15 protein-coding genes are annotated in these 18,708 nt (G+C 54.8%); 9 read left to right on the top strand and 6 right to left on the bottom strand.

The genetic code is table 11. The features are described from left to right. The first annotated feature begins 55 nt into the window (after positions 1–55). The 3 genes from LVD14_RS01445 (at position 56) to LVD14_RS01435 (ending at position 5,105) form a co-directional block, all read left to right on the top strand. Positions 56–772 (top strand): flagellar brake protein, encoded by a 717-nt coding sequence (locus tag LVD14_RS01445; protein ID WP_237132248.1) that lies wholly within the window; start codon positions 56–58, stop codon positions 770–772. Positions 773–789: 17 nt separating this feature from the next. Further along, positions 790–3,378: a M14 metallopeptidase family protein gene (locus LVD14_RS01440; protein WP_237132247.1), complete on the top strand. Its 2,589-nt coding sequence runs from the start codon at positions 790–792 to the stop codon at positions 3,376–3,378. A 98-nt stretch (positions 3,379–3,476) separates the two neighbouring features. Beyond that, positions 3,477–5,105, top strand: a complete 1,629-nt coding sequence (locus LVD14_RS01435; RefSeq protein ID WP_237132246.1) for an alkaline phosphatase D family protein — start codon at positions 3,477–3,479, stop codon at positions 5,103–5,105. Here the strand turns inward: LVD14_RS01435 and LVD14_RS01430 are convergent. Together LVD14_RS01430 and LVD14_RS01425 are read right to left on the bottom strand one after the other, a co-directional pair. After that, positions 5,092–5,679, bottom strand: coding sequence for a DUF488 family protein (locus LVD14_RS01430; RefSeq protein ID WP_237132245.1), 588 nt, complete (start codon positions 5,677–5,679; stop codon positions 5,092–5,094). The genes LVD14_RS01435 and LVD14_RS01430 overlap by 14 nt on opposite strands. Before the next feature lie 59 nt (positions 5,680–5,738). Further along, positions 5,739–5,933, bottom strand: coding sequence for a PLDc N-terminal domain-containing protein (locus LVD14_RS01425; protein WP_237132244.1), 195 nt, complete (start codon positions 5,931–5,933; stop codon positions 5,739–5,741). Between the two features lie 300 nt (positions 5,934–6,233). Here LVD14_RS01425 and LVD14_RS01420 point away from each other — a divergent pair, with 300 nt between their 5' ends. From LVD14_RS01420 to ggt, 3 genes are all read left to right on the top strand, one after another. Then, positions 6,234–7,412 (top strand): PQQ-dependent sugar dehydrogenase, encoded by a 1,179-nt coding sequence (locus LVD14_RS01420; protein ID WP_237132243.1) that lies wholly within the window; start codon positions 6,234–6,236, stop codon positions 7,410–7,412. A gap of 196 nt (positions 7,413–7,608) precedes the next feature. Beyond that, complete coding sequence (locus LVD14_RS01415) at positions 7,609–8,205, top strand: outer membrane beta-barrel protein (protein WP_237132242.1); 597 nt, start codon at positions 7,609–7,611, stop codon at positions 8,203–8,205. Between the two features lie 170 nt (positions 8,206–8,375). After that, entirely contained in the window at positions 8,376–10,145 is a 1,770-nt protein-coding gene (gene ggt, locus LVD14_RS01410) for a gamma-glutamyltransferase (RefSeq protein ID WP_237132241.1), read from the top strand. 105 nt (positions 10,146–10,250) lie between these two features. Here the strand turns inward: ggt and LVD14_RS01405 are convergent, their stop codons facing one another. Then, entirely contained in the window at positions 10,251–10,850 is a 600-nt protein-coding gene (locus LVD14_RS01405; protein ID WP_237132240.1) for a 2OG-Fe(II) oxygenase family protein, read from the bottom strand. A gap of 336 nt (positions 10,851–11,186) precedes the next feature. On the opposite strand from LVD14_RS01405, the gene LVD14_RS01400 reads away from it, so the two are divergent. Further along, positions 11,187–14,162 (top strand): TonB-dependent receptor domain-containing protein, encoded by a 2,976-nt coding sequence (locus LVD14_RS01400; RefSeq protein ID WP_237132239.1) that lies wholly within the window; start codon positions 11,187–11,189, stop codon positions 14,160–14,162. 176 nt (positions 14,163–14,338) lie between these two features. On the opposite strand, the gene LVD14_RS01395 is transcribed toward LVD14_RS01400, so the two are convergent. The 3 genes from LVD14_RS01395 to pip are packed head-to-tail and all read right to left on the bottom strand — an operon-like array spanning position 14,339 to position 17,334. Further along, positions 14,339–14,977, bottom strand: coding sequence for a response regulator transcription factor (locus LVD14_RS01395; protein ID WP_237132238.1), 639 nt, complete (start codon positions 14,975–14,977; stop codon positions 14,339–14,341). Beyond that, positions 14,974–16,392: a HAMP domain-containing sensor histidine kinase gene (locus LVD14_RS01390; protein WP_237132237.1), complete on the bottom strand. Its 1,419-nt coding sequence runs from the start codon at positions 16,390–16,392 to the stop codon at positions 14,974–14,976. Before LVD14_RS01390 ends, LVD14_RS01395 begins: the two co-directional genes overlap by 4 nt. A gap of 9 nt (positions 16,393–16,401) precedes the next feature. Further along, positions 16,402–17,334, bottom strand: coding sequence for a prolyl aminopeptidase (gene pip / locus LVD14_RS01385; RefSeq protein ID WP_317622689.1), 933 nt, complete (start codon positions 17,332–17,334; stop codon positions 16,402–16,404). A 274-nt stretch (positions 17,335–17,608) separates the two neighbouring features. Here pip and pqqA point away from each other — a divergent pair, with 274 nt between their 5' ends. Continuing rightward, on the top strand, positions 17,609–17,680 hold the full coding sequence (gene pqqA, locus LVD14_RS01380) for a pyrroloquinoline quinone precursor peptide PqqA (protein ID WP_156412798.1): 72 nt from the start codon (positions 17,609–17,611) through the stop codon (positions 17,678–17,680). 83 nt (positions 17,681–17,763) lie between these two features. Continuing rightward, on the top strand, positions 17,764–18,681 hold the full coding sequence (pqqB, locus tag LVD14_RS01375) for a pyrroloquinoline quinone biosynthesis protein PqqB (RefSeq protein WP_237132236.1): 918 nt from the start codon (positions 17,764–17,766) through the stop codon (positions 18,679–18,681). The last annotated feature ends 27 nt before the right edge of the window (positions 18,682–18,708 follow it).

Raw genomic sequence — 18,708 nt, 5'->3', positions numbered from 1 at the left:
ATAAAATCGCAGTCTTAAATAGAGAATAACAACAATGATGGACGAACGATAAAAAATGGCGCTGGAAAATAAATCAGAGAATTCAGGTGCTAACAACGCGGCTACTGAAAGTCCGTCGTCAGACAGGGAAGCAAATGAGTCAATGCTGGACAGTTTTAAACTGTCGCCCGGGGACATGATTCAGATACAGACACTCGGGGTGGGTAAGCCGGAGCGTTATCAAGCTAAAGTCATAGGTATTCATGCGCCACTGAGTGTTATGGCTGCAACCCCAAAAAGTAACGGCAAACTGCTTTTTTTCAGGGAAGGCCAGCAGGTTCTGGTTCGCTGCTTTATCGGGCGTGATGCTGTGGCTTACAGAAGCCAGATCCTGAAATCCAATCTGTCCCCGTTCGCATACCTGCATCTGGCGTATCCGGAATCCGTTCAGTCAATGCGCATAAGGGAGTCGGCCCGAGTCGCTGTTGACATAGTGGCGACTATCGAGACTAATGCGGGTAAACATTCGGCTCGTATCGTCGATCTGAGTAGTGGAGGGGCCAGACTGATTTGCCGTCAGGATGCCATGGTGCTGGAGGATGAAATCAAAATTGCCTTTCGCATCAATCCTTCTGGCATGGATGTTCTTATGAAGATCCAAGCAAGAGTCAAAGCGATCAATGCGGGCGAGGCTGACACAGCCTATGGGGTGCAGTTTGTTGACCTCAGACAAAAAGAAAAACTGTACCTGACGAACATGGTGTACCAGAATCTATTAAAAGACAATTTGTAACCCGTAGGATATCTGTTATGAAACCTGCTTACGCAATTGCTAAATATGTATTTTTGCTACTGAGTGTTGCCGCAGCAGCCCAGGCTCAGAATCCTGCCGATGCCCGGGCAGAAATGGATTACTACCTGCCGGAAGGTGTCAGCTACGATCCGGACATACCGACGCCGGAGCAGGTGCTGGGCATGGTGCCAGGCGAGTGGCACGTGCGTCATGATCAGGTCGTTCGATATATGGACGCTGTCGCACAGGCTTCTGACCGGGTTACGATCGAACGAACCGGGCGCAGCTACGAAAACCGTGAACTGCTGTTGCTGACAATTACCTCGCCCGAGAATCATGCCAATATCGAGTCGATACGTCGCAACCACCTGGCACTCACTCAGGCTGACAGTGACAACGATATCAGCGATATGCCGGTTGTTTTGTACCAGGGTTACAGCGTGCATGGTAACGAACCCAGCGGCGTCAATGCAGCGCTGCTTTATGTGTACCATCTGGCGGCAGCTCAGGGTACGGAAATCGAGCGTCAGCTGAACGAAGCCGTGATTCTGGTAGACCCTGCATTCAACCCGGATGGCATGGACCGGTTTGCCAACTGGGTCAACAGCCGTCGTGGCATACAACTCAGCACCGATCCCGAGAATCTTGAACAGAATGAGCCATGGCCAGGTGGGCGTACCAACCATTACTGGTTCGACCTCAATCGCGACTGGTTGCCACTGCAGCATCCAGAAAGTATCGCCAGACTGCAGAGTTATTATCGCTGGCGCCCGAACGTGTTGACTGATCACCATGAGATGGGGTCGGACGCAACATTCTTCTTTCAGCCTGGTATCCCCTCGCGAACTCATCCGATCACGCCGCAGCGCAATCAGGAGCTTACCGGCCAGATTGCGGAGTTCCATGCCGATATTCTGGAAGCCGACAAGCGGCTGTTCTACACTCGCGAAAGTTTTGATGACTTCTATTACGGTAAAGGTTCCACTTATCCGGATGTGACCGGCGGTGTTGGCATTCTGTTTGAGCAGGCGAGTTCTCGCGGACATGCCCGGGAGACAGAGAACGGTATCCTGCGCTTTCCGTTCACTATCCAGAACCAGTTTCTGGCCTCACTGTCGACCCTCGAAGGCGCGGTAAGCCTGCGCGAAGAGCTGCTGAGCTATCAGCGGGCTTTCTACGAAGAATCGCGTGAACTGGCGGCAGATGCTGAGGTACGTGCCTATGTATTCGGTGATGCCCGTGACCGTGCTTCTGCCTATCGAATGGCCGAGATACTGCGTCGGCATCAGATAGATGTATACACGCTGGCCAGTGATGTAGAGACCGGTGACCAGAGGTTCGAGGCAGGCGGCGCATACGTTGTGCCACTGGCGCAGGATCAGTTCCGGCTGATCGAGTCGGTATTTGAGTATCGCACTGAATTCCCAGACAACCTTTTCTACGACATCTCCACCTGGACATTTCCGTCTGCATTCAACACCCCTGTTGCGACACTGTCAGGTCGACAGTTCGGCGAACAGCTGTTGGGTGCGGCCGTCGAAGTGGAGTCGCCACCGCGCGGAATGCTGGAAAGCGCAGCCGATGCCTATCTGTACGCGTTCGAGTGGGACGAATTCTATGCGCCACGGGCCGCGTTCCGACTGCTCGACGCCGGCGTTCGGGCAAGAGTTGCCAGCGAGCCTTTCACAGCACAAACGCAGAACGGTCAGCGACGCTTTGACTATGGCACCATTCTGGTCGCTGCTGGGCCTCAGGACGTGGATGGTGCCGCAATTCGTGACTTGATGCAGACGATTGCCGAGCAGGATGGCATTGACGTCTCGGTGCTCAACGGTGGCCTGAGTGTAGATGGTGTCGATCTTGGCAGCCGCACCCACATGGCTCTGCGCAAGCCCGAGGTTGCGATTGCTGTCGGCGACGGTGTGCGCTCATCCGAGGCAGGCGAAGCCTGGCATGTGTTTGACCAGAAGCATCAGATTCCGGTCTCACTGCTGACTCTGCCAACCATTCGCGATGCAGATCTTGATCGCTACAATGTGCTGGTCCTGCCAAGCGGCAATTACAACTCCCTGCCAACGGATAAAATCAAGGAGTGGGTGTCTGCGGGTGGAACCCTGATCGTTTACAAAACCGCATTGAGCTGGGCCGCGCGCGAGGAAATCGCCAACATAACGCTGCTGGAGCCGGAAGATGAGGACGCCGGTCGTCGACCGTACGCATCGCAAGAGCAGGTCAGCGGTGAGCAATTGATCAGTGGCAGCATATTCAATGCGGAACTGGATCTGACCCATCCGCTTGGTTACGGCTACAATCATTCCGGCATCAAGCTGTTCCGTGACAACGCCCAGTTCATGGCGGTGGCTGACAATCCCTATGCAACACCGCTGGTCTACACAGATGATCCTCTGTCCAGCGGTTATATCTCCGAGCAGAATCTTGAGAAGATTGCGGGAACCGCAGCCGTTGTAGTCAGTCGACACGGCAGTGGTCGCGTCATTGCGATGACCGACAATCCTAACTTCCGTGCCTTCTGGTACGGCACAACCCGGCTGTTCATGAATGCTGTGTTCTTTGGACACACCATCAACGCGGCCACCACCGAATAGGAAGATCAACGCTCGCGCGATGGCTGTCATAAAGCTGTCGCGCGACGCTAATAGATTGACAGGTCTCTGCTTATTGCCTTGAGATCAGGAGACTTGTCATGAGCACCCCCATTCGATTCAATCGCCGCCATTTTCTCTGGGCCACAACTGCCACGCTGGGTGTGCTGGCGCTGCGTGGATTCCCGGTAAGCGCAGCGGCGGCAGCACATTTTACGCATGGTGTTGCCAGTGGCGATCCACTGCAGGATCGCGTCATTCTGTGGACGCGCGTGCTGCCCGGCAGCGGCGAAGCAGAGCGCCTGTCTGTGCAGTGGCAGGTGGCAACAGACGAGGCATTCGCCAACATTGTCTCCGAAGGTGAGGTGCAAACTGATGCCACTCGGGATTACACAGTCAAGGTCGATGCCGATGGTCTGTCAGCGGGTCAGTCCTACTACTATCGATTTACCGCAGGTGGGGTGTTCAGCCCGGTCGGCCGCACGCGCACCCTGGCAGCCACTGGCGTTGAGCGGATAAGTCTGGCGGTGCTGTCCTGCTCCAACTATCCGCAGGGCTACTTCAATGTCTATCGCGAGGTAGCAAATCGCCAGTATGACGCCGTGCTGCATCTGGGCGACTACATTTACGAATATGCCGAGGGCGGTTACGCCAACCCCGAAATGCTGGAGAAGGGACGCAATGTTCAACCTGAACACGAGATCGTCAGTCTTGAGGATTACCGCACACGTTACGGCCTGTATCGTATGGATGAGGATCTGCAGGCAGTGCATCTGGCGCACCCATTCATCTGCGTATGGGATGACCATGAGATAACCAATAATACCTGGCACAGTGGTGCCGAAAATCACAACGATGGCGAAGGTCCGTTCGCGGACAGACGGCGAGCGGCTATACAGGCATTTTATGAATGGATGCCGATCCGCGAGCAAGGCTCACTTGAACGGGGCATCATCTACCGAAGTTTCGACTTTGGTGATCTGGCCTCACTGATCATGCTTGACACCCGCCTGGTCGGGCGTGATGAGCAGTTGACCCATGAGATGTCGATTGATGTACTGCGCAGCCAGCTGAGCGATGACAGCCGCACGATTATGGGAATTGAGCAGGAGCAGTGGCTGGAGAATGAGCTGAGGCGTTCCGCTGAGGCTGGAATTCCCTGGCAGGTGCTGGGGCAGCAGCTGCTGATGGGCAAATTATTCGTGCCTCAGTTTGCTGACAGTGAGCTGCCGCTGGATAGTCGCGATGCGCTGATCAACGGTCGATACGGCATGCTGCGGGCCCGCAGCCAGATGGGGCTGCCGTTCAATCTGGATGCCTGGGACGGCTACCCGGCCAATCGCGAACGTGTTTTCCAGGCGATAGAAGAACATGCCAACAATGTTGTCGTACTGGCAGGAGATACGCATAGCTCATGGGCCTTTGACCTGCATAACGACACTGGCACACCTGTGGCTGTAGAGCTGGGCACCCCCAGTGTCAGCTCGCCAGGGTTTGAGAATTTCCTGCCTTTGCCGGATGCGCAGGTTGAGCAGGCAACTCTGGCCGCATCGCCAGAATTGAAGTACATGAAAGCAAATGGTCGAGGCTGGCTTGAGGTGGGTATTACTCCAGAACAGGCAACAGCCAGCTGGCATTTTGTTACGACAGTGACAGAGCGTGAATATAGCGTGCAGCCGGGTGCAGTACTGACGACTGCTGCAGGATCTCACCAGCTCACGCGGGTGTAGCAGGCTTTCGGTAAGCGCAGGCCTGGCACTGGCGTTCGTAGGCCAGCCGCAGCGCTGCCTTTTCGCCGGTCAGCATGTCGGGCACAGTGCCGGTCAGGCGCAGCAGACGCTGCTCCAGCTCAAGCTGGGACTCCAGCTCGCCCTCATGCAGGATGTGCTGCAGTTTCCGGCCTTCCAGGTGCTGCAGCGCCCAGCCAACCAGCAGGCTTCGGTGGCAGATAGCCGGATCCTTGCAGGCGCAGGTCATGGCGATACGAAAGCCCTTGCGGACACCGTCGGACAGGCGTTGGACACCCTGCCGGAACAGCTCAGACTGCATCAGGCGGTCGAATTGAACCTGACCGGTGCCATCGTAGTGCGCCGGGTCCTTTGAGCGTGGTCCCAGCTCCGGCCCCAGATGCACATAACGAATCCCTGCGGCGCGCAGATGTTCGCGCAGCGCATCCTGGTGATAGTCAAAAAACGCTTTGCTGAAGGGAACCGAGCGAATGTCGGCGACGACATTGATTCCGTAGCGATGCAGCTGGGCAATGTACTGCTCAATGGGTTTGGTGGCGTATCCGATGGTGAACATGGTTCAGGAACAGCAAGGCTGCTCCCAACCAGTAAATTGCTGGCTGGGAGCAGCAGGCTCTAAAGCGCAGCTCTGCTGGGCCGAGGTCCAAGCAGCAGAAACAGAATCAATCCAATGAGTGGCACGAACAACAGCAGCAGTATCCACAGCAGCTTCGCCAGGCCCGATGCTGAACTCTGGGCTACCTTGATGATTGCCCATATGATGATACACAACCAGATCAAACCGAGCAGACCACCGACTTCAATTCCCATGTCCTGTCTCCTTTATAGTGACGAGTCGTCTTTGTGTCGCGTTCGAGTGGTGGGTGCTGACCCACGGGGATAAGCTACCAGCTCAAGTACCCGATTGTCATGACTAATTCGTCTCACCGCATTGCGGTGGTCCTGGTCTCGCCAAGCGACGTATTAATGGTGCATTATAGGGATTCCGAAAAGTCGGGACCGCATCAGGATAAGTAACTGATTGTGAATGGCATAAGTTCACAAGCCGGGCCCTGAAACAAGAATTCACGATTAACCCTGTTGTAACCAACCAAAGAAAGGTGAATGAATATGTCACGTACATTGGTAAAAAAGGCGCTGGTCATCGGTCTGCTGACCGGTATGTTCAGCTCGGCTCAGGCCCAGAACCTGGAGCCATTCGAGGGTGTCCAGCCATCTGTGCTGCACGATTTTCGCGTTGTCCCTTACGCTGATGGCGTCATCAGCCCCTGGTCAATGAACTGGTTGCCCAATGGCGACATGCTGGTCACCGAGAAGTACGGCGACCTGCGGATTGTCCGCAATGGCGAGGTACTGGAGGGATCAGTGCCTGGTGTGCCGGAAGTATTCTCGCGCGGGCAGGGCGGCCTCTTTGATGTGTTGCCGCACCCGGATTTTGCCAATAACCAGTTACTCTACCTCAGTTTCTCCAAGCCCCAGGGTGAAGGCGCGTCCGCCACGGCGATTGTGCGTGGCCGTTTCGTCAACGACGAACTGGTGGACGTTGAAGAGATTTTTGTTGCCGATCACCAGGGTGCGAGTCACTACGGTGGCCGCCTGGCTTTTGATGCTGACGGCTATCTGTACCTGACTCTGGGTGATCGCCAGGCCCCGCCAAGTGGTGACCTGGAGAGCCATCCAGCGCAGGTAACCACCAATCATCAGGGCGTGATAGTGCGTCTGAACGATGATGGTTCAACGCCGACCGACAACCCCTTCTCGGGAATGTCCGGTTACGCACCTGAGATCTACAGTTATGGCCATCGCAGCCCACAGGGGCTTGCGTTCCATCCGGTTACCGGCGTCATGTATATGACTGAGCACGGCCCCCAGGGTGGCGACGAGTTGAATGTCATTCAGCCTGGACAGAACTACGGCTGGCCAGTGGTTGGCCACGGCGTTAACTACGGTCCGGGTACACCCATCCACGAGACGCTGAGTCAGGAAGGCATGGTTGACCCGATTCACTACTGGGTACCTTCCATCGCCACCTCGGGCCTGATGATCTACAACGGCAGCCAGTTCCCACGCTGGAACGGCAGTGTTTTCTCTGGCGCGCTGCGCGGCGAGCAGGTTGCCCGCATTACGCTGTCGCCGGATGGCAGTGCCGCGGTGACGGAAGAAACCCTGGTGCCAGGTATCGGGCGCGTGCGTGACATCCGTCAGGGCCCGGATGGTTATATCTATCTGGCTATTGAAGACCGCTCACGTCAGCCAACTGCCATTGTGAGGCTCGAACCAGCGAACTGATTTGCTGAAGGCCAGGCGAATAAACAAATAACCCCCGATCCGGTGCCGGATCGGGGGTTATTTGTTTAACCAGACCTCAATATTGATCTGTCTTCCCATCCTGTGGCTGTGATTATGTGGAATAAAAACCCTGCGTGACTCGTTACGGTTTCAGTATCAGCACGACATGGATCATCATCAAATGGAGAGAGACACTATGAAGTACAAGACACTTTTGGCACTGAGTGTAGCGTCACTACTGGGCGCAACGGCCGCTGCGGCGCAACCGAGCTACAATTACCTGGGTCTGGAATACACCCAGGGTGAGTTGCTCGGCGAAGATTTCTCAGGTTATGGCGTTGAGGCCAGTATCGGTCTGGGGCAGTCGCTGTTCCTGAAGGGCACGGCATCAACCTCAGAAAACGATGAGGACTATTTCTTCCAGCAGTGGACCGGCAAGCCAGAGCTGATGAACTACAGCGCCGGCCTGGGTGTGCACGCGCCCCTCAGTGAGCAGGCAGATGTGGTCGTCGGTGCCAAGTATATTCGCAGTGAGCTGGATATCGGTGGCAGTACTGTTGAAGCCGATGGTTTTGGTATAGATGCCGGCATTCGTGCCATGCTGACCGACAATGTTGAGCTGGAGGGTATGGTGAATTATATCGATGGTGACGATTTCGAGCAGGAAATTGGCTATCGCGCCGATGCACGATTCTATCTGACGCCTGCATTCTCGCTTTCTATCGGCTATTTTGACGGTGATGAGGGCGACGCAGCCGAAGGCGTGATCGCTGGTCTGCGCCTGAACTTCTGATTCGCCTCTTGTAATGACTCCGCCTCAGGGCCAGCCGCATACCGCCGGCCCTGATGGTGGCGAGTTCCTGGCAGCCGCAGGGACGCGGCGGGGCTTGTCGCCGAGCGCAAAGGGCTATACCCTCAACGGATTACGTCAACGTATCATCCGCTGCAGGAAAATGCCCTGTTATGAAATTTCCTCTGTTACTTTTGAGCCTCTCAATTCTGGTTGCCTGTTCCGAGCAGCCGTCTTCGCCTGATTCAACATCTGTAAACGACACACCCGCTCCCGACCAGCAGGCGCCAGTCGATGGTGCGGCGGCATGGCCACATGGTTACATGGCCGCCGTCGCCAATCCATACGCCACCGATGCTGCTGCACTTATGCTGGAGCAAGGCGGGCATGCTGTTGATGCTGCGATTGCTGCCCATGCAGTGCTTGGTCTGGTTGAGCCAGAGAGCTCGGGACTGGGTGGTGGTGGCTTTATGGTTGTTTACGAACAGGAAAGTCAGCAGGTGCGATTCCTGGATGGCCGTGAGACCGCGCCTGCTGCCGCGACGGCAAACATGTTTACAGAAGCCGGTGAGCCACTCGGATATCTTGATGCCTGGCAAAGCGGTCGCTCAGTTGGCGTGCCTGGCACCATTGCGCTCTACAAACTGGCCCACGACACTTATGGCAAATTGCCATGGGCAACTCTGTTTGAACCAGCCATCGAGCTTGCCTCCCAGGGTTTTGTGGTTTCGGAAAAAATGGCCGGTTACCTGCCACAAATGGCACAGATCACCAACCTGGATGAAAACCCCGGGGCCGCCGAGTATTTTTATCCCAATGGTGAGCCTTTACAGGCTGGCATGGTGATACCCAATCCGGAGTATGCGTTGACATTGCAACGTGTAGCTGATGAAGGACCAGCAGCTTTCTACTCAGGTGAGATTGCCGAGGCGATGGTGGCTGCAGCTCAGGCTGCGCCACTGGGTGGTACAATGACCATGGATGACATCGCGGCCTACCGCGCAGTTGAGCGACCTGCCATCTGCGGGCCCTGGCGCGATCTGAATATCTGCTCTGCCACGCCACCCTCATCGGGCGCCATGCAGATCATGGTAGCTAATCTGTATGACCATCTGCTCCCCGACAATGCCACGCAACAGGATCGTGTCCGCGCGTTTGTTGATGCCCAGCGTCTGGCCTATGCGGACAGGGATCATTATTTCGGCGATCCCGATCGCATTGATGTGCCGCTGGACCTGTTGCTCGATCCGGAATATCTCGAACATCGTGGCCTCAGCCCGGCTGAGCCAGGTGCGACTCCTATGCATGGTGACCCGTCAGCAGTGCTGAACACGGATGTGGTGGCCGTGTGGGCACCTGACCGGACGCTGGAAGCGGCCGGCACCACACATTTTTCCATTGTGGACAGCGAAGGTAATGCAGTCTCCGCCACGATGACTGTTGAGTCACCGTTCGGCTCCAGTCGCTGGGCAGCTGGTTTCCTGCTGAACAACGAAATGACGGACTTTTCCAGAGACTACCGACCAGATGAACCTGAACAGGCGAACATGATTCGTCCTGGCGCGCGGCCCCGTTCTTCCATGTCACCCACGGTAATTCTCGATGCAGATCAGCAGTTGTACATGGTGACGGGATCGCCGGGCGGTAATTCAATTCCTGCGTACACGGCTAAAACAGTCTTGGGAATTGTTGACTGGGGCATGAGTGTGCAGGAGGCCATCGACTTCCCGAACATTATTGCCCGCGGCGAGACTGTGCGCGTGGAAATTGGTGTTGAACCGGGCCAGCAGCTTGCCGACCAGTTGCGTGCTGCTGGCTACAATGTGCAGGAAAGTGAGGGAGAGAACTCTGGTCTGCATGTCATTCTGGTGACCGATGATGGTCTGGTCGGTGCGGCCGATCCACGACGTGAGGGCACCGTGGCGGCGGGTCAACCGGAGTGATGATAACTGCGCTCCCAACGCTGGCATAATTCGCGCAGCCAGATTTGTCTGCGCGATATTACGGGCCAGGTGTAATACTAAAGCCTGGCGAATTGCCTGAACAAGTCAGCGCTGCTGCGTTGCCAGCACGTTAAAGCTTATACTGATCCGGTCACGATCACTCCTGTTCTCCTCCACGCCATGTTCCAGCCAGCCCGGAAATATGTATAGCCGCCCTTCCTCCGGTTTCATCTGGATTTCTTCGGCAGTGAATTCTGAAAGCTGGGTGACTGGATAGGTCATCATCCGTGATGCAACTCTTGGGTCGCGAAAATAAATGCTGCCGCACTCCGGTGCTTTCAGGCTGACGTAGTAGACGCCACTGAAATGGCAGTTGGCATGGTAGTGGATCTTATTTGAGGCACCTGGCGGACTGACGTTGACCCAGGCCTGATGCAGGTAGCTTAGGTTAGGCATAAAATGAATCGATTCACCAATTCGCTGACATGCCTGCAGGATGCGTTGGTTAATTGGATTAAACTCTGGCAGCGTCTGCAGGTTGTTGGGGCTCTGCCAGCCTTTGACGTTGGTGTTTTGCACGCCCGCCGGGTTCTTTTCCTGCATCTGATGTATCAATTTCATCAACTCGGCGTTGAGTGTTGCATGGTCATCGAAGCGAGTGCTCCAGACCATGCTTGGAAACAGTGGCTGCGGAATTATCTGCAAGATTTTTTCCTTATTTTTGTGTGTGATACGTGGTCTTCCAAGACCGCTGATACGTGTGGAAGAAGATATAATTGAAACGGGCGCTCGTCCAGTTTTTCATCTCTCTATACATACATCTGTGGCAATAAGCAGACACATTTCATCTTAATTGTTACAGGCTGTTGCAATTATTCCTTTATTGGGGGATTATTCAAGCGTTCCAGAAGTTTGTGGTAGGAACTGGCGTTACGATTGGTGACGGGCTAAAGGTTTGCTACCCACGACCTCCGCACTCCGATTGTCGCGTCCTGGCAGTATAGATACGTCTCAGACAATAAAAATACTAAGGAGTGATATATGCGATTCCACGTGCCCCATCGGCGCAGACTTCTCTGCACAGCAATCTCCCTTTCATTACTTCCGCTGGCTGGTCAGGGCTTTGCTCAACAGCAGGAAAGCGGTGTCGAAGTGGAAGAGGTGGTTGTCACCGGTTCCTTTATCCGTCGAAGCGAAGGTTTCACCCAGGCCTCCCAGGTCACCCAGATTTCGGCTGACGATCTTCAGGACGAAGGTACCATGAACCTCGGCGAAGTTATTCAGAACATGTCTTTCGTCGGTGGTCCTTCTTCATCCGTTACCAACACTATTCAGGGTACCAGTTCACGCAGCACCAACATTGACCTGCGTGGTCTTGGCCCTCGCTCTACGCTGACCCTGATGGACGGCAAGCGTATAGCCAACGAAAACGTCAACATGATGATCCCCACGATCGCCATTTCGCGCATTGATATCGTGGCTGACGGTGCTGCGGCACTGTACGGCAACGAAGCGGTGGCCGGTGTGGTCAACTTTGTTCCGTTTACCTCTTACGATGGCGTCAAGATTGAAGCCTATGGTGAACAGGATTCCCGCGGTGACTACGATGAAGAGTCACTGCAGATGCTGTGGGGTACCGACATCGGTGACCTGAACCTGGTGCTTGCCGGGCAGTACCGTCAGAACAGCCGACTGGGCTGGGATGAACGGCCCTATCTGGCTCAGGCCGGTCTGAACTATTCGTCTAACGCGCCAGGTAACTATGTGGTGCCTGTGCGAGATGCCAACGGGCAATACACGGGCGCGCGCGCGAACCGTCCTGATCCTAACTGTGCGCCGGCATCGGAGCGTCAGTCATATGTCGCTGGCGCTAACAACAACCCGTACGGCATGCTGTTCGGCACCACCTGTTTCTTCGATTTCGGTGACACACGTAGCTACCGGGAACCATCACAAACCGGTTCCATCTTCGCTAATGCCACCTGGGATGTCAGCGACGACCTGACTCTTCGTGCGCAGTATTTCAATACTCGTATGGCTGAGCGTGCGTTCACGTCAACCTCCAACCCGGGTAACTCACGGATTGGTGAACTGATGACTATCCGGGGTGAGATACCGGGTAACCCCTTCATGGCCAGAAACTCGGCCGGTGCGCAGCTTTACGGTGTGGACACCAATGGCGATGGCGTGCCAGATCGCGGCAGCGTTGACCGTAACAACGACGGCTTGATGGACTATATTGTATCTGGCACCACACCAAACGGTGTGCCACTGCGTGAGGACGTGCGTCCACGTACGTTGCGTCCGATCAACAAGACGCATACACCATCAGACGGTCATACCCAGGACATGGACAACATCTCTGACCTGACAGACCATAACAGCCGCTTCATGCTGCAGGCCGACTTTACAGTGCCCATGCTGGAAGGCTGGGAAGGTATGGCGGCATATGCCCAGAACTACAACAAGATTCGCTACATGTCGAACCAGAACTACGACATCACCGCGATGAACCAGGGACTTGCCTGTGACGTGGTCAACGACCGCGATGCCTGCTACAACCCCTTCTTTGTAGTGGATCAGGCCAACAACAACTCTGTTCATGTGATGAATGCCATTGCTGCACGTTCCAAGGAAGAGAGTGAAGAATGGCTGAACACCATCGATATCGTGTTGAACGGTGAAATATTCCCAAGCAGCCTGCAGCTGCCGGGCGGTACCATTGGTGCCGCGGTGGGTTATCAGCGTCGTGACGATAAGTACACCAACACGCCGTCAGTTCATGAGATTCGTGGTGTTACCTGGATCGGCAGCCCGATACCAGAAAACGTCACATCAGGTAGCCGTGAGGTGGATGCCTACTTCCTCGAGCTGGCTCTGCCAGTCTTGAGCAACGTTGAAGTGGAAGCGGCGGTACGTCGCGAAGACTTCAGCACAGGTCAGGAGTCTACCGACCCGAAATTCGGTGTGACATGGGCGGCTACTGACTGGTTAAGCCTGCGTGCCACCACCGGTGATGCGTTCATCGCACCAACTATTGCCCAGTTGCTGGACCCGGTTAGCTGTGGTCTGTCAACGGTAACAGACCGCTTCTCGTCGTTCTCGGCGTTCACCACGGCCTGTTCGGGTGGTAACCCCAATCTGGAGAACGAGGTGTCTACCTCACAGCAGCTCGGTTTCGACCTGGCATTTGGCAACTTCGACATGTCAGTCACCTGGAACGAGACAGACTTTGAAAACCGTATTGTGGGTATCACTGGCCAGCAGGTCATGAATGCCGACTTTGAAGCCTTCAAAGCCTGGTCCGGATTTACCGGAAGTGGTGTAGGTGCGGCGAACCAGCCATCACGTGCGCAGCTGCAGGCGTGGCTGAACAGTGGTCTGAGCAACCCGGACATCATTCGTGACCCGAACGACCTGGGTACTATTCTGCAGGTTACTTCACCTGGCAGCGTGAACGCTCAGAGCGTGAAAGTAACCGCGTATGACATCCAGGGTAACTACAATATGAGTCTGCGTGACTGGGGTGATCTGCGTTTCAACCTGCAGGCTACCTATATTGATGAGTTCCTGTATCAGGACGACGTTGATAGCCCGGTCATTGATGGTGTTGGAAAAACCAACCTGTTGACCGGTACCGCACCGGCGCTGCCCGAGCTGAAAGCCAACCTGCGCATTGGCTGGACGCTCGACAATCACGCGGTCACGGGCACTGTACGCTACGTCGGTGCTACGGACTGGGACGGCACTGACTACACACGTATCATCGCCTGGTTTGCCAACACCAATCCAAACCCGTCTATCGTAGGCGGTGAAATCCGCGCCTGGACAGACTTCGACCTGGCTTACACCTACCGCGGCTACAACCTGTACGGCGGTGAGCTGGCGTTCACACTGGGTTCACGCAACCTGTTCGATCGTCAGGCTCAGCGTACTCCGGACTTCGCCGGCGTCATGGGTGAGCTGCAGGATCCAATGGGTCGCTCAATCTACGCCCGCGCGGTATACGAGTTCTAATACCGCAAGTGATGGGCGTCTGATCTGCAATGGTCTGATCGGGCGCCCACTGACTGCGAGACGTAAAGACTCATGCAAAAAGGCCCCTCGGGGCCTTTTTCATTTGGGTGTGGTACAAAGATATAATTTTATCGTGAGAAGAAAGTGTCGGGATTTCTCTGCCTGACAGCCTGGTCTCAGGGTTTGATAAGTCCAGCCCGTATCGCGATGATTGCCAGCTCGGCACTGTTCGAGGCATTGAGTTTCTGTTTGATGTTGTACAGGTGAGTCCCGATAGTGCGGGGACTCAATGACATGGCATCGGCTATTTCCTGCACGGACCGACCTTTGGCAAGTTCCAGAAAAACCTTGAACTCTTTTTCGCTCAGCGCATCCAGTGGATTCTTTGAACCTGAGACCTGCTCAACGGCCATCGCCTGGGCAACCTCCGGTTCCAGATAGACCTGACCCTTGTACACAGCACGAACCGCCTGCATTAATACATCAGCTGCCGATCGTTTGGTCACATAGCCTGACGCACCCGCTTTAAGTACACGGCGGGCATGCATGATATCTTCATGTGCTGACAGCACCAGAATTCTCTGTTGCGGATATTTGGCAAGCACTCTACCGATGGCTTCCAGCCCGCCCATGCCTGGCATGGAGATGTCCATGATCAGAACATCGGGAGCCAGTGTCTGAAGCTGTTTCAGCGCATCTTCGCCGCTCTGGGCTTCCCCGAGTACCTCGATATCATCGGAGCCTTGCAGCAATAGCTTGAAGCCCATGCGGACGACAGCATGATCGTCCACCAACATGACACTAATCTTTTTCATGGCTTCATTTCTTCCTGACCCACGGGTAGTTCAGCGCGGATGGTTGTTCCGCTCTCAGGCTTGGACTCAAAGCTGACTTCGCCGCCGAAAGCCTGCACGCGTTCCTTGATACCTGCCAGACCGAAACGGCGAGTCTCTGCAAAGTCCTCACTGAGCCCTTTGCCGTCATCGCGGATGACGATCTTGAGGCGATCCGCCTTTTGCGCCTCATGCTTTTCTGCCTGCATCGACAATGACACCTGGACATTTACGGCATCGGCGTGTTTGACCACATTGGTCAGCGACTCCTGCACCACACGATAGACAGTGATATTAACGTTTTCATTATACTGATTAAGTGCATCCTCAGTGGTCAGCACGATATTGAGTTGAGGATGCTGTTTCTGATACTGCGAGACCAGGTCGTCGATGGCATCATTCAATCCCAGGTGATCCAGCGCGCTGGGTCGTAGCTGGCGGATCATCGAGTGAACCACATCATAAATATGTGATGCCACCTCAATAATGGTTCTTGCATTGCGTCGGGTTTCTTCGTTTTCAGAGTCGCTGCGGTTGGCAATGGTGGTGCCGACCGTCTTGATGGCAGTAATGCATTGTCCAAGTTCGTCGTGCAGCTCTCTGGCAATCGCGCGGCGCTCTTCCTCAAGTTTCACCTGTATCAACTGCGTGAAACGTCGGTTCTGTTCCAGCTCTTTCTCTGCAGCCAGACGCTGCTGCTCTTCCCGGGCGAGCCGGGCATTTTCAATCAGTGCCTCCTGCAGCGACGAGGCCATGCGATTAAAAGTCTGAGAGATCGCATTGAATTCAGGCAGGTCGTAGTGCTGAAGTCGGACATCGTAGTTGCCTCGTTCCATTTCAGTCAGAGCCGTGACGATGTCGTTCAGTGGTTTTAGCGTGCGGCCCAGAATCTGGTAGACCGCAATATTCAGCAGGATTATGATGGCGAGCACAAACAGAGCAAACTGCCAAAGCTCATCCCAGGCGTCGAGTACGGATCTAGAGGAGTCGGGTGTAATCAGTATGGAGCCGCCAGGAACTGGCAGCCTGACTTCACTGGTATCCGGAGCCACCAGGGCACTGAACCAGTCGGGAGCCCACCGGCCCTGCTTGTAGTCCGAGGGCGGGGACTCGTATATGAGTTGATTATTGGTGTCATAGATGCGTACTTCATTGGCGCGCACACGACCGACATTTCTCATGTAATCAACCAGGCTGGCCATGGGGTCTGATATTTGTGCCAGCTCCAGCGGTGAGGGCGTGATAGCCTGCAGCAGTTGAATGGCAACCCGGGTGCCGGCCTCAATCTCCTGGTCTATTGATCGGCGCTTGTAATCAATCAGCATATAGGCCATGACCGCCAGGCAGGCGATGCCGACCAGGGAAATACTCAGGCCAACCCGAAAGCGCAGATTCATATCAGCCTCTTATTCATTGATTCGCAACAGGTCGCGCATCGCATCTGTTTCTTCGCGTAATGCGCTGGCCATGCTATCGGAAAGTCCGCTATGCCCGGCCTTGCCTACCAGGCGAAAGCGGGCGTTAGGTAGTTGCTCGCTCAGTTGCCATGCGGTGATCGGCGGACAGACCATGTCCAGCGCGCCCTGAACGATTGTCACGGGCATGCTGAGAGACGCTGCACTGTTCAGCAATGAAACATCCGCCATAAAACAGTGATGCTTTAGGTAATGCAACTGGATTCTGGCACGATTCAATAAGGCCTGACTCGGCTGCAGTTCCGTTGCCGAAGATTGCCCGTTTGACTCAACACCGATGCTCATAATCTGCATTTCATAGTTTACCCAGCGCACAGCTGCCTCGCTCGCGAGTCTTTCATCACTGCTGAACACGGCTTCATGATATGACTGGATCAGGTTGTCTGACATACCGTCGGTCAACTGCTGGAATGCGGCTGGAGCAAAGCGTGACAGGCCGTTGGTGAACCACTCTACTTCCTCGTCTGTCGCCAGGAACACGCCGCGCAGAATCATGGCAGCCACATGTTGTGGAAATTTTCGCGCATAGGCGAGTGCCAACGCGCTGCCCCAGGAACCGCCAAACAGCATCATCCTGCCTTCGATGCCAAGAATCTCTCTCAGAGCGTTAATGTCTTTGATTAGTGCCTGAGTGTTGTTGTCGCGTGTTTCCCCCGCCGGTCGAGACTGCCCGCAGCCGCGCTGGTCGAACAGCACAACGTCGAAGAACTCGGGATCGAAATAGCGTCGGTGATTGGCGTTGATCTGACTGCCGGGCCCACCGTGCAGGAACACAACAGGGTACCCGCCTTTGCGTCCGCAACGTTCAACGTAGAGTGAATGGCTTGGCGATACCTGGATCCATTGTTTCTCACAGGGCTCAATATGTGGATAAAGCGTGTTGATATGACCCCCTGGCTATTCGGAATGGCTTGTAAGTTGTTATGAAGACGGCACTTTTTTACAGGGTTGAGATGGTTTTGCCAATAGTGGGCGGCGCAATCTAATGAAAATCATGAGTCGCAATTGCTGATAATGCGGCTGCCTGAACACTCCCGTCAGGGCAACAATCGAGATGCTTCAGACGCCGGTCGATGTGTTCTTCTGGCGCCGTAGCCCCGCTTAGCCGGGAAAACCCATTTACCACGGAGATTACACTATGTGGACTAAACCTGCTTACACCGAAATGCGTTATGGCTTTGAAGTCACCATGTACTTCGCCAACCGTTAATTTTCAATTAATGGTGAAACCACAAAGAGAAAGCAGCCGGCGCCAATGACTGCTTTCTCTTTGTTTTTGGCCAAGGATACCCTATGAGAGTTCATGTCCTGGGTTCCGCTGCGGGCGGCGGCTTTCCGCAGTGGAATTGCAACTGTCCGAACTGTGATGGTTTGCGCAAAGGTACTATCAAAGCCACAGCTCGCACCCAGTCTTCAATTGCGGTCAGCAGCGATAACATCAACTGGCTGCTGTTCAATACATCACCCGACATTCTGGCGCAGTTTCAACAGTTCCCTGAGTTGCAGCCTGGGCGCGCGATTCGCGACACCGCTATACGTGGCATTGTTTTGATGGATGCGCAGATCGATCACACCACTGGCCTGTTCATGCTAAGGGAAGGCAAAACGCCACTGGATATCTATTGCACGGACATGGTCCACGAGGATCTGACCAGGGGCAACCCGATATTCAATGTGCTGGGGCATTTTTGTGGTGTGACCTGGCATCAGATTCCCACAGCAGCGGGCAGTAGCTTTGAAGTAGAAGGTATTGATGACATCCGCATTACGGCTGTGCCACTCAGCAGCAAGGCGCCGCCATTCTCTCCGCACCGTCACGACCCGCACGAAGGTGACAATATTGGTATCCAGCTGGAAGACACGCGCAGCGGCAAGAAGCTTTTTTATGCGCCCGGGCTGGCATCAATTGAACCACATCTGCTGCCGTTCATGCAGCAGGCCGATTGCCTGATGGTGGATGGCACCTGCTGGACGAACGATGAAATGCAGGCACTTGGGATCAGCAATAAACTCTCTCTTGATATGGGACACATGCCTCAGTCAGGCCCGGACGGTATGATCGAGGCATTGAAACAGTTTTCTGCCTCAAAAAAGATACTTATCCATATCAACAACACCAACCCTATCCTGCGCGATGATTCACGCGAGCGAGCGATGCTGCAGCAGGAGAAAATCGATGTGGCCTTTGATGGCATGGACTTCAGTCTTTGAGTTCCACGTTTCCGATTAATGCAGGAG

This window comes from Pseudohongiella sp. O18, assembly GCF_021729085.1.
Classification (GTDB): Bacteria; Pseudomonadota; Gammaproteobacteria; order Pseudomonadales; family Pseudohongiellaceae; genus Pseudohongiella.
This window is presented reverse-complemented; position numbering and strand designations above follow the sequence as displayed.

Coding starts and splice junctions, on each gene's coding strand:
- LVD14_RS01445 (WP_237132248.1), top strand. CDS start 56: ATGGCGCTGGAAAATAAATCAGAGAATTCAGGTGCTAACAACGCGGCT.
- LVD14_RS01440 (WP_237132247.1), top strand. CDS start 790: ATGAAACCTGCTTACGCAATTGCTAAATATGTATTTTTGCTACTGAGT.
- LVD14_RS01435 (WP_237132246.1), top strand. CDS start 3,477: ATGAGCACCCCCATTCGATTCAATCGCCGCCATTTTCTCTGGGCCACA.
- LVD14_RS01430 (WP_237132245.1), bottom strand. CDS start 5,679: ATGTTCACCATCGGATACGCCACCAAACCCATTGAGCAGTACATTGCC.
- LVD14_RS01425 (WP_237132244.1), bottom strand. CDS start 5,933: ATGGGAATTGAAGTCGGTGGTCTGCTCGGTTTGATCTGGTTGTGTATC.
- LVD14_RS01420 (WP_237132243.1), top strand. CDS start 6,234: ATGTCACGTACATTGGTAAAAAAGGCGCTGGTCATCGGTCTGCTGACC.
- LVD14_RS01415 (WP_237132242.1), top strand. CDS start 7,609: ATGAAGTACAAGACACTTTTGGCACTGAGTGTAGCGTCACTACTGGGC.
- ggt (WP_237132241.1), top strand. CDS start 8,376: ATGAAATTTCCTCTGTTACTTTTGAGCCTCTCAATTCTGGTTGCCTGT.
- LVD14_RS01400 (WP_237132239.1), top strand. CDS start 11,187: ATGCGATTCCACGTGCCCCATCGGCGCAGACTTCTCTGCACAGCAATC.
- LVD14_RS01395 (WP_237132238.1), bottom strand. CDS start 14,977: ATGAAAAAGATTAGTGTCATGTTGGTGGACGATCATGCTGTCGTCCGC.
- LVD14_RS01390 (WP_237132237.1), bottom strand. CDS start 16,392: ATGAATCTGCGCTTTCGGGTTGGCCTGAGTATTTCCCTGGTCGGCATC.
- pqqB (WP_237132236.1), top strand. CDS start 17,764: ATGAGAGTTCATGTCCTGGGTTCCGCTGCGGGCGGCGGCTTTCCGCAG.